Source organism: Robertmurraya massiliosenegalensis JC6, assembly GCF_000311725.1.
GTDB classification, from domain to species: Bacteria; Bacillota; Bacilli; order Bacillales; family Cytobacillaceae; genus Robertmurraya; species Robertmurraya massiliosenegalensis.
This window is the reverse complement of the sequence record NZ_HE978522.1, coordinates 46,914-53,354: the sequence shown is the minus strand read 5'-3', so window position 1 is coordinate 53,354 and position 6,441 is coordinate 46,914. Positions and strand designations below refer to the sequence as shown.

At 38.3% G+C, this 6,441-nt stretch carries 8 protein-coding genes; 7 read left to right on the top strand and 1 reads right to left on the bottom strand.

The genetic code is table 11. The annotated features are described in order from the left end of the window. Positions 1-434 precede the first annotated feature (434 nt). Entirely contained in the window at positions 435-638 is a 204-nt protein-coding gene (locus tag BMSHG_RS24930; protein ID WP_019157191.1) for a sigma factor G inhibitor Gin, read from the bottom strand. 247 nt (positions 639-885) lie between these two features. Here BMSHG_RS24930 and BMSHG_RS24925 point away from each other — a divergent pair, with 247 nt between their 5' ends. The 7 genes from BMSHG_RS24925 (at position 886) to BMSHG_RS24895 (ending at position 6,431) form a co-directional block, all read left to right on the top strand. Next, positions 886-2,316, top strand: a complete 1,431-nt coding sequence (locus tag BMSHG_RS24925) for an aminotransferase class I/II-fold pyridoxal phosphate-dependent enzyme (RefSeq protein ID WP_019157190.1) — start codon at positions 886-888, stop codon at positions 2,314-2,316. After that, positions 2,309-2,950 (top strand): dTMP kinase, encoded by a 642-nt coding sequence (tmk, locus tag BMSHG_RS24920; RefSeq protein ID WP_019157189.1) that lies wholly within the window; start codon positions 2,309-2,311, stop codon positions 2,948-2,950. Before BMSHG_RS24925 ends, tmk begins: the two co-directional genes overlap by 8 nt. 100 nt (positions 2,951-3,050) lie before the next feature. Further along, positions 3,051-3,380 (top strand): cyclic-di-AMP receptor, encoded by a 330-nt coding sequence (locus BMSHG_RS24915; RefSeq protein WP_019157188.1) that lies wholly within the window; start codon positions 3,051-3,053, stop codon positions 3,378-3,380. Positions 3,381-3,464: 84 nt separating this feature from the next. After that, positions 3,465-4,421, top strand: coding sequence for a DNA polymerase III subunit delta' (holB, locus tag BMSHG_RS24910; RefSeq protein ID WP_235776443.1), 957 nt, complete (start codon positions 3,465-3,467; stop codon positions 4,419-4,421). Then, positions 4,414-5,223 (top strand): PSP1 domain-containing protein, encoded by an 810-nt coding sequence (locus BMSHG_RS24905; protein WP_019157186.1) that lies wholly within the window; start codon positions 4,414-4,416, stop codon positions 5,221-5,223. The genes holB and BMSHG_RS24905 overlap by 8 nt, the downstream gene beginning before the upstream one ends. 29 nt (positions 5,224-5,252) lie before the next feature. Beyond that, the gene (yabA, locus tag BMSHG_RS24900; RefSeq protein WP_019157185.1) at positions 5,253-5,621 is read left to right on the top strand and encodes a DNA replication initiation control protein YabA; all 369 of its coding nucleotides are present in this window, start codon (positions 5,253-5,255) and stop codon (positions 5,619-5,621) included. A gap of 63 nt (positions 5,622-5,684) precedes the next feature. Next, positions 5,685-6,431: a tRNA1(Val) (adenine(37)-N6)-methyltransferase gene (locus BMSHG_RS24895; RefSeq protein ID WP_019157184.1), complete on the top strand. Its 747-nt coding sequence runs from the start codon at positions 5,685-5,687 to the stop codon at positions 6,429-6,431. Positions 6,432-6,441 lie beyond the last annotated feature (10 nt).

Below are 6,441 nucleotides of genomic sequence, written 5' to 3'. Positions count from 1 at the left end.
AAAGTCAGATGAAAATCTAGGAAAGTTTGTCCTCATAAAGGGTTCATGAGGACAAAGTCGAACGAAATCGAAGAAAGCTTGTCCTCATAGAGGGTTCATGAGGACAAAGTCGAACGAAATCGAAGAAAGTTTGTCCTCATAAGGTGTTCATGAGGACAAAGTCAGGCGAAAATCAGAAAAGTTTGTCCTCATAAGAAGTTCATGAGGACAAAGTCAGATGAAAATCAGGAAAGTTTGTCATCATAAGGGGTTCATGAGGACAAAGTCAGACGAAAATCAAGAAAGTATGTCCTCATAAAGGGTTCATGAGGACAAAGTCAGACGAAATTCATGAAAGTTCCCGTTCATGTAAGTGTACAAAAAAGTGTTCCCGCTCAAATCCAAATTCAAATTTAAAGGCAAACCCAAAATAAAAAACCCATTCAATGGGTTTTTTAGGAGTAGATTTCAGGTGCGTTGATTTTTCGCATTTTTTTTAGATAAAATTTATATTGAGGGTCATTCGTTTCAGTAGAAATTATCTTTTTTTCGCAATCAGAGCAGATAAAGGATGTGTATAAATAAATACCTTTCCATTTGTATTGTTCACAGATGACACAACATGTTTCCCCAGGTTGGTTTTTTAATAATGTACTCATTATGACTCCACCTCCACAAAACTATTCTGCCCATGAATCCCCCGATATATAACAATATTTAGAATATTCTCGTTGTCTATGGAGTTCCAAGTGTACTCTTAATGAAGATGTTAATTTAGTGTATGTTGCGAAAGAGCAGACATTGTATGTCTTCCTTCAAGATTTTTGATTAAATTGTATCGGAACTCGTTTTTACGATAAAATAGACAAGTGATGGAAAACAGAAGATTCGAGATGGTGATGAAAGTTGAATCAACATGATACCCCGTTATATTCAGCATTAGAGATGTTTTATAGAAGTAAGCCGCTCTCTTTGCATGTGCCTGGACATAAGAACGGTTTATTAATGAAGAATCATAATTTTTTTCGAGAAATTTTACATATTGATGCGACAGAGTTAACAGGTTTAGATGATTTGCATGCTCCAGAAGGTGTGATTAAAGATGCTGAATGGTTATTAGCAGATGCGTATCAAGCGATAAAAAGCTTTTTTCTAGTGAATGGAACGACGGTAGGTAATCTCGCTATGATGCTTGCGACTCTTGAGGAAGGGGAAACCGTGTTTATTCAGAGAAACTGTCATAAATCTATTCTTAATGGTTTAGAACTAACGAAGGCAAAGCCCGTTCTTTTAGGTCCAGAATATGAAAAAGAATGGAAGGTAGCTGGAGCAGTCACGTTGGAAACGATTGAGGAGGCATATGAACGCTACCCAGAATGCCGTGCGATCATATTGACGTACCCTAATTATTATGGAATGACGTATGATCTGAAAGCAATTATCGAGTTTGCTCATAGGCACGATATTCTGGTATTAGTCGATGAGGCACATGGGGCACATTTTATTGGTGGAGAGGGTTTCCCGCCGTCAGCTGTTGAATTAGGTGCAGATGTGGTGGTGCAGTCTGCTCATAAAACATTGCCTGCAATGACGATGGGATCTTTTTTACATATTAATAGTCATGACGTTTCGATAAAAAAGGTAGTCCACTATCTAGGGATGTTACAATCAAGTAGTCCTTCTTATCCAATTATGGCCTCTTTAGATCTTGCGAGAAAGTATATTGGAACTTATACAAATGAGGATGAGATCTATTTTAAGAAAGCCGTTGAGCACTTTAAAAAAGAAGTTGAAACATTAGAATTTCTAAAAGTGCTAGATTATCCAAATCAAGAAGGGGATCCGCTGAAGCTAACGATCCAATCTCGCTGCGGCTATACAGGCTATGAACTACAGCAATTTTTTGAAGAAAAAGGGATTTACTCGGAAATGGCAGATCCAAATAATGTTCTATTTGTCCTTCCTCTTTTAAAAAAAGGTGACAAATTTCCGTTTGAAGATATTATTGCAAAGCTAAAAGAGCTGACAATTCGCAAAAAAGAATCACGGGCTGACGCTCATTATTTTAAAAAGGAAAGAATTTCAACTTTATATCGTGTACAATCACAGAAGGAAGAATTAGTATCGATACAAGATTCGGTTGGCTTCATATGTGCAGAGACGATTATTCCGTACCCCCCTGGAATTCCATTATTACTACGCGGCGAGAAAATCACGAAACAAGATGTAGATGGCTTGCTGTATTTATTGGAATCAGGCGCAAGATTTCAAGGGGGAGAAACATTAACAGAAGAAACGATGAAGGTTTTTCATAAATTGGAGGATAACGATGACTAGAGGTTTGTTTATTACATTAGAAGGTCCGGAGGGAGCTGGGAAAACGACGATATTATCCCGACTTGCAAAAAGGTTTCAAAAAGAGGGGATAAAGGTATTACATACTAGAGAGCCTGGTGGTATTGAGATCGCAGAACAAATCAGAAAAGTAATTCTAGATAAAAACAATACGGCAATGGATTCACGGACAGAGGCTCTATTGTATGCTGCGGCGCGAAGACAACATTTAGTGGAGAAGGTTCAGCCTGCTTTAGAAGAAGGCTATGTCGTGTTATGTGATCGTTTTGTAGATAGCTCATTAGCTTATCAAGGCTATGCCCGAAAATTAGGGATTGACGAGGTGTACAGCATTAATCAATTTGCGATTGATGATATGATGCCAAACTTAACCTTATATTTTGATATTGATCCGAAGGTCGGGCTAGAAAGAATTAGCAGGAGCGATGAAAGAGAAGTAAACCGCTTAGATTTAGAAGAACTTCAATTTCACGAGGCCGTCCGAGAAGGATATCAAATTCTTTTAACGAGATTTCCAGAAAGAATGAGAAAGATTAATGCTGAACAATCGCTGGATGACGTATTTGAAAAAGCTTATAAAGAAGTAGATAGGCTTCTTCAAAGTCAGAAATCATAAGATTGCAAAAAAATAAGTGGGCATTTTTTTAAAGAAATTCATTCAAAGAAATTCCTGTTATAATAAACATAATTAAATGGGATACTAAGGAGTTGATAGAATGAAGTTAATTATTGCAGTTGTACAGGATCAAGATAGTAATCGTTTATCAAGCGCCCTTGTCGATCATAATTTTAGAGCAACTAAGCTAGCGAGTACGGGTGGATTTTTGAAATCTGGTAATACAACTTTCTTGATTGGAACAGAAGATATACGTGTTGAAAAAGCGTTACAAGTGATTAAGGACAACTGTCAATCAAGAGACCAACTAGTAGCACCAGTTTCTCCGATGGGGGGAAGTGCGGACTCCTATGTTCCATATCCTGTCGAGGTTGAAGTAGGTGGAGCTACTGTATTTGTACTCCCGATTGAACAATTTCACAATTTTTAATGTACGACTAATAAATAAGTAAGTGAGATGATCGATTTGAACACGTGGGAAAGCTATGAAACGATCCAGCCAACCGTTTTGAAAATGTTAAAGAATAGTATCCAAAAAGGTCGGTTAGCCCACGCGTATTTATTTGAGGGAATGCGGGGGACAGGGAAAAAGGATGTCAGTCTCCTCTTATCAAAAAGTTTATTTTGTACGCATCCAGTTGATGGATATATTCCATGTGAAGCATGCCATAACTGCAAGCGAATTAATAGTGGAAATCATCCGGACCTTCATATGGTGGAGCCGGATGGTGCCTCCATTAAAAAACAACAAATTCAGTCCCTTCAAGAAGAGTTTGCCAAGACGGGGGTAGAATCGAAGAAAAAGGTATATACAATTGTTCATGCTGATCGGATGACGGTCAATGCCGCTAACAGTCTATTGAAATTTCTGGAAGAGCCGACTTCTGAGACGACGGCCATTTTATTAACAGAACAAGCTCAGAAAATATTGCCGACGATTCTTTCTCGATGTCAAATTGTCACGTTTAAGCAATTATCCTCAGACCAACTCATACAGAAACTAATAGAACGGGGAGTTTCGGAGAAAAAATCCCCTATAATTGCCCAGCTTACCAATAATTTGGATGAAGGACTTGCACTAAGTAATGATGAATGGTTTGCACAAGCCCAAAAAATAGTGTTAAAATTATATGAAGTGCTAAGAAAGAATCCGTTGGAGGCATTAGTATCCCTTCAAGAGGATTGGTTCTTGCATTTTAAAGATAAGGAACAATACGATCAGGGGCTAGATTTATTACTTCTTGTTCTGAAGGATTTATTATATATACAACTTGGAAAGCAAAACCAGGTTGTTTATTTGGACGAAAGAGATCGTCTCGAACAATTTGCACTGCAAACTTCTGCAAAAAGGTTGGCCAATCAAATGACCGCAATTTTGAATGCAAAAAGAAGATTGCATGCAAATATGAATCCACAGCTGCTATTGGAGCAGCTCGTGTTACAATTGCAGGAGGGATCATCATTTGTATAATGTAGTGGGAGTCCGCTTTAAAAAAGCGGGGAAAATCTATTATTTTGATCCCGGAGATCTCTTAATTCAAAAGGACGATTTCGTCATTGTGGAGACGGTTAGGGGAGTTGAGTACGGTCGAGTAGTCATCGGCCCAAAGCAGGTCGAGGAGCACGATGTGGTTCTCCCACTTAAAAAAGTTCTGAGAATTGCAGATCAAAAGGATCGGCTTATCGTTGAGGAAAATAAACAATCTGCCAAAGAAGCATATGAGGTTTGTTGTGAGAAGGTCAACTTACATCAACTTGATATGAAGCTTGTAGATGTGGAATATACCTTTGACCGCAATAAGGTCATTTTCTATTTTACAGCAGATGGACGGGTTGATTTCAGAGAACTCGTGAAGGATTTGGCCGCGATTTTTAGAACGCGGATTGAATTAAGGCAAATCGGTGTACGAGATGAAGCCAAAATGTTAGGCGGAATTGGACCTTGTGGTCGTATGCTTTGTTGCTCTAGCTTTTTAGGAGACTTTGAGCCTGTGTCAATTAAAATGGCGAAGGATCAAAACCTCTCTCTTAATCCAACGAAAATATCTGGCTTATGTGGTCGACTTATGTGCTGTTTAAAGTATGAAAATGATGAGTATGAGACCGCTAAGGAACAGCTGCCTGATGTGGGTGAAATCATTGGTACCCCAGCAGGATTAGGGAAAGTAGTTGGATTAAATATTTTGGAACGTATTTTACAAGTAGAAATGATAGATCAAGAGCGTGTCCTCGAATATACACTGGATGAAATATTAAAGGAAGGCGCTATGTAGGAGATCCACGGACGATAGAGGTGGAAGGCGTGAATAAAAAGGAAATCTTTGATTCAGTGAGTAATATGGAAGTACAGATTGGGCAGCTGTATCAGCAGCTTGGTGAGTTAAAAGAGCATTTAGCAGAAATTCTCGAAGAAAATAACTCATTAAAGCTAGAGAATGATCATCTAAGACGTCGGCTGGAGCATACCTCTAATACTGGGAAAAAAAATCAGGGCAAACAGCAAAAGAAATCACTTGAGCAACCTGATGAGAAAGCAGTTGATATTGGGGAAGGATATGATAATTTAGCAAGGCTTTATCAGGAAGGCTTCCACATCTGTAATTTGCATTTTGGTAGCCCTCGTAAAGAAGGCGATTGTCTATTTTGCTTATCCTTTCTTAATAAAAAGTAATGTGGTCTTCCTTTTAGGGAGACTATTTTTTTAGAGTTGAAAAAAGAACCAGGAGGAAAAAGAATGGTTCCATTAAAAGATGATGAGCGTTTGGATTATTTATTAGCAGAGGACTTGCGGATTATTCAAAGTCCGTCGGTGTTTGCTTTTTCATTAGATGCCGTATTGCTCGCCAGATTTGTCTATGTCCCCATTCAAAAGGGAAAATTAATCGATTTATGTAGTGGAAATGGTGTCATTCCTCTTTTTTTAAGCATGAGAACAAAAGGGGAAATAACAGGTGTTGAAATACAAGAGCGTTTGTATGATATGGCAAAACGAAGCTTTCAGTACAATGAATTGCAACATCGCTTACAAATGATTCATGGAAATATAAAAGATATGCCAAGTCAATTAGGGATGGGAAAGTTCGATGTCGTTACATGCAATCCACCGTATTTTCCAACACCATCGAAAGAGGAAATCAATGAGAATGAGCATTTAGCCATTGCGCGGCATGAAATTTTTTGTACATTAGAGGATACGATTCGTGTATCAAGTCAGCTCGTGAAACAAGGTGGGAAGGTTGCTTTTGTTCATCGACCAGGTAGATTATTAGATATTATTACCTTGATGCGACAATATCGTTTGGAACCAAAGAGAATTCAATTGGTTTATCCGCAACAAGGGAAAGAAGCGAATACGCTTTTAGTAGAAGCGATTAAAGATGGGAAAGCGGATTTAAAAATTCTTCCTCCTTTAGTTGTATATGATGATGATCATGAGTACACGCCTGAGATAAAGGATATCCTGTATGGGGACAAGCAGTAAATAAGGGTAG